General features: G+C 62.2%; 1 protein-coding gene. It reads left to right on the forward strand.

The features are described from left to right. The coding region (locus RRF55_RS29435) for a hypothetical protein (protein ID WP_439419519.1) at nucleotides 1–209 on the forward strand (209 nt) is incomplete at both ends.

The raw sequence follows: 209 nt of genomic DNA on the forward strand, positions 1-209 counted from the left end.
TGTTCGCGTTGTTTTCCGGCGCACTGTCGGGCGTGTCCTGGTTGTATGCGGCGATGTTGGGTGTCGGTCGGCCGCTGGCGTGGAAATATTCGCTGACCGAGTTGCTGTTGGCCTACCCGGTCATGATCCTGCTGGGCTTTGCCTTGATGGCCGCCCTCACCCAGTGGGCGCGAAAACGCAGCCAGGCCAAAGAGACGCAAGCGCCTGTG

The organism is Klebsiella sp. K47, assembly GCF_051858335.1.
Lineage (GTDB): Bacteria > Pseudomonadota > Gammaproteobacteria > Enterobacterales > Enterobacteriaceae > Klebsiella > Klebsiella pneumoniae.